Annotated in this window: 2 protein-coding genes; one reads left to right on the top strand and one right to left on the bottom strand. The window is 72.2% G+C overall.

What is annotated here, in order from left to right; genetic code table 11:
* Positions 1–271: 271 nt before the first annotated feature.
* Complete coding sequence (locus E1285_RS44460; protein ID WP_243723483.1) at positions 272–1,936, top strand: MDR family MFS transporter; 1,665 nt, start codon at positions 272–274, stop codon at positions 1,934–1,936.
* Positions 1,937–1,940: 4 nt separating this feature from the next.
* Here the strand turns inward: E1285_RS44460 and E1285_RS44455 are convergent.
* Positions 1,941–2,683: hypothetical protein (locus E1285_RS44455; RefSeq protein WP_207947292.1), on the bottom strand; the 743-nt coding region annotated here is incomplete at its 5' end.

Below are 2,683 nucleotides of genomic sequence, written 5' to 3'. Positions count from 1 at the left end.
CGGCGCCGGGTCGCCGCCCGGTCGCGCTTCGGGCGCCGCGCCGCGCCCGTCCCCGCCGCGCCGTCCCCGCCGCCGGCCCCGCCGCCGGTGGACGGCTCGGCGCGTCCGGTGCCCTCTTCGACCCGCATCACCTGTACCAACCCATCCCGCTCTCCGGTGACATCAGTGTTCGAAACCTAGCCGAGTTGCAAGTAAACAAGCGTCTACATAACATACATGCACAGCACAGGTAATCGGTTCGGCGGTCCGTCGGGCCGGCATGGGGGCAGAGGTGGTCCAAACGAGCACGGCAGCGCAGGAACCGGCGGGAGAGCCGGCCGGGGAGCCGGTCAGACCGCAGTACACGCACCGTCAGATCCTGAAGATCCTCTCCGGCCTGATGCTGGCGATGCTGACCGCGATGCTCTCTACCTCGGTCATCGCCACGGCGCTTCCGACGATCGTCGGCGACCTCGGCGGCCAGGACAAGCTCTCCTGGGTTGCCAGCGCGACCCTGCTGACCATGACGGCCTCGACCCCGCTGTGGGGCAAGCTCTCGGACATCGCCGGGCGCAAGCTCATGTTCCAGACCGCCCTGCTGATCTTCGTCGTCGCCTCGGTGGGCGCGGGACTGTCACAGGACATCGGGCAGCTCATCGCGTTCCGCGCGGGCCAGGGCCTCGGCGCGGGCGGCCTGTCCGCGCTCGCCCAAGTGATCCTCGGGGACGTGGTCGAGCCGCGGCAGCGCGGTCGCTACGCCGGCTTCATGGGCTCGGTCTTCGGCGTCTCCACGGTCGCCGGGCCGCTGCTCGGCGGGTTCATCGTGGACGCCGACGCGCTCGGCTGGCGCTGGTGCTTCTACGTGTGCGTCCCGCTCGCGGTGGTCGCCTCCCTGGTCGTCCAGCGGGTACTGAAGCTGCCGAAGGTGAAACGCGAAACCCACATCGACGTGTTCGGCGCGGTCACCATCACCGGCAGCGCCGGCACGCTGATGCTGCTGCTGTCCATGGGCGGGGTGGAGTTCGCGTGGAACTCCGTATGGACCTACGCCCTGCTCGCGGTCACCGTCGTGCTCTTCGCCCTGGCGATCGTCGCCGAGCGCCGCGCCCGCGACCCGATCCTGCCGCCCCGGCTGTTCCGCAACCGGATGTTCGTGCTGACCTCGTTCACCTCGATCTGCGTCGGCATGGCGATGTTCGGCGTGATGATCTACATGCCGCAGTACCTGCAGATCGTCAAGGGGATGAGCCCGACGGCGTCCGGCCTGATGACGCTGCCGCTGGTCCTCGCCATGCTCGTCACCTCCACCGGCTCCGGCCTGGCCGTCACCCGGACGGGCCGCTACAAGATCTACCCGGTGATCGGCCTGGGGTGCGTCGCGACGGGACTGTTCCTGCTGTCGCGGCTCCACACCGACTCCTCCCCGGTGCTGATCGGCGTCGACCTCGCCGTCCTCGGCTTCGGAATGGGCCTGACGCTGCAGATCCTCATCCTCGCCGCGCAGAACGCCGTCCCGCCCGCCGACCTGGCCTCGACGACGTCCGGCGTCTCGTTCTTCCGCAACCTCGGCGGCGCGATGGGCGTGGCCGCGTTCGGCGCGGTCCTCACCAACCGGGTCGCGAGCGAGATCGCCTCCGGCCTGCGCGCGGCCGGCATCAGCCAGGGGCCCGGCGGCGGCGAACTCGGGTCGCCGGACGAGATCGCGCGGCTGCCGCAGCCGGTCAAGGACATCGTCCGGGACGCGTTCAGCCACTCGCTCGAGACGGTCTTCCTGTTCGGGATCCCGATCGCCCTGGTCGGCTTCGTCGCGGTGCTCGCGCTGAAGGAGGTGCCGCTCCGCGGGGCGGCGACCCGTGCCAAGGCCCGCGGCAAGTCCGGCGGCGAGACCGGCGGCAAGGCCGAGGGCGCAGCCCCCGAGGACGCTCCGGCGGAGGACGTCGCCGCCCGGACGCGGTGACGCGTCAGCGGCCCTTCAGCTCGCGGACCAGCCTGTTCGCCGAGGCGCGGTCGGGCGGGCCGGTCACGATGACCTTCCCGTCCATGATCGCCATGTCGACGCGGGGGAGCGTGACGATGCGGTTTTTGACGACGAACGCCAGGTCCCGCCCGACGGTCGCCCGCGTCAGCGTGGCGAACGAGTCCCGGTCGACCGGCCGCAGCGTGACCGCCACGTCGTAGCCGCCCGGCTTCACCCGGGACTCCTGGACGCTCAGGTCGGACACCTTGCGGATCGCGATCCCCTGGGCCAGCCGGTAGCAGGTCGGTCCGGACCCCGAATGCCCCGAGATGCCCTGCGTCCCCGCCGGGCACTGCCCCGGCGTGGTCTGCGTGACGGGGTAGATGTGCAGCGGCGAGGCCAGCGCCACCGGCTGGGTCCGCATGGCGGACGCGCGCAGCGCGCCGGTCACCGCCACCGCGGCGATCAGCAGCCCCAGCGTGAGCACCATGACCAGCATCGCCGACCGGTGCTGGTCGGCCGCCCTGGCCACCGGGCCGGGCCCCCGATAGGGCACCCCCTGCCGACGCGCCGACCGGCTCCGCTTGACCTCCGCGGCCGCCCGCTGCCGCTCGGCCGCCCGCGCCCGCCGCCGCGCCGCCTCCGGATCCTTGACCACCGGCAACACCGCCGTATCCCCCTCCGACCCACGCCCATCGCGTGGCGGGGGCTGGTCGCGGGGCGGGGACTGGTCGCGCGGTGGAGGCT

The sequence above is a fragment of the Actinomadura sp. 7K507 genome, assembly GCF_004348425.1.
In the GTDB taxonomy this organism is placed as follows: domain Bacteria; phylum Actinomycetota; class Actinomycetes; order Streptosporangiales; family Streptosporangiaceae; genus Spirillospora.
The sequence above is the reverse complement of the archived record's forward strand: the minus strand, read 5'-3'. Positions and strand labels throughout refer to the sequence as shown.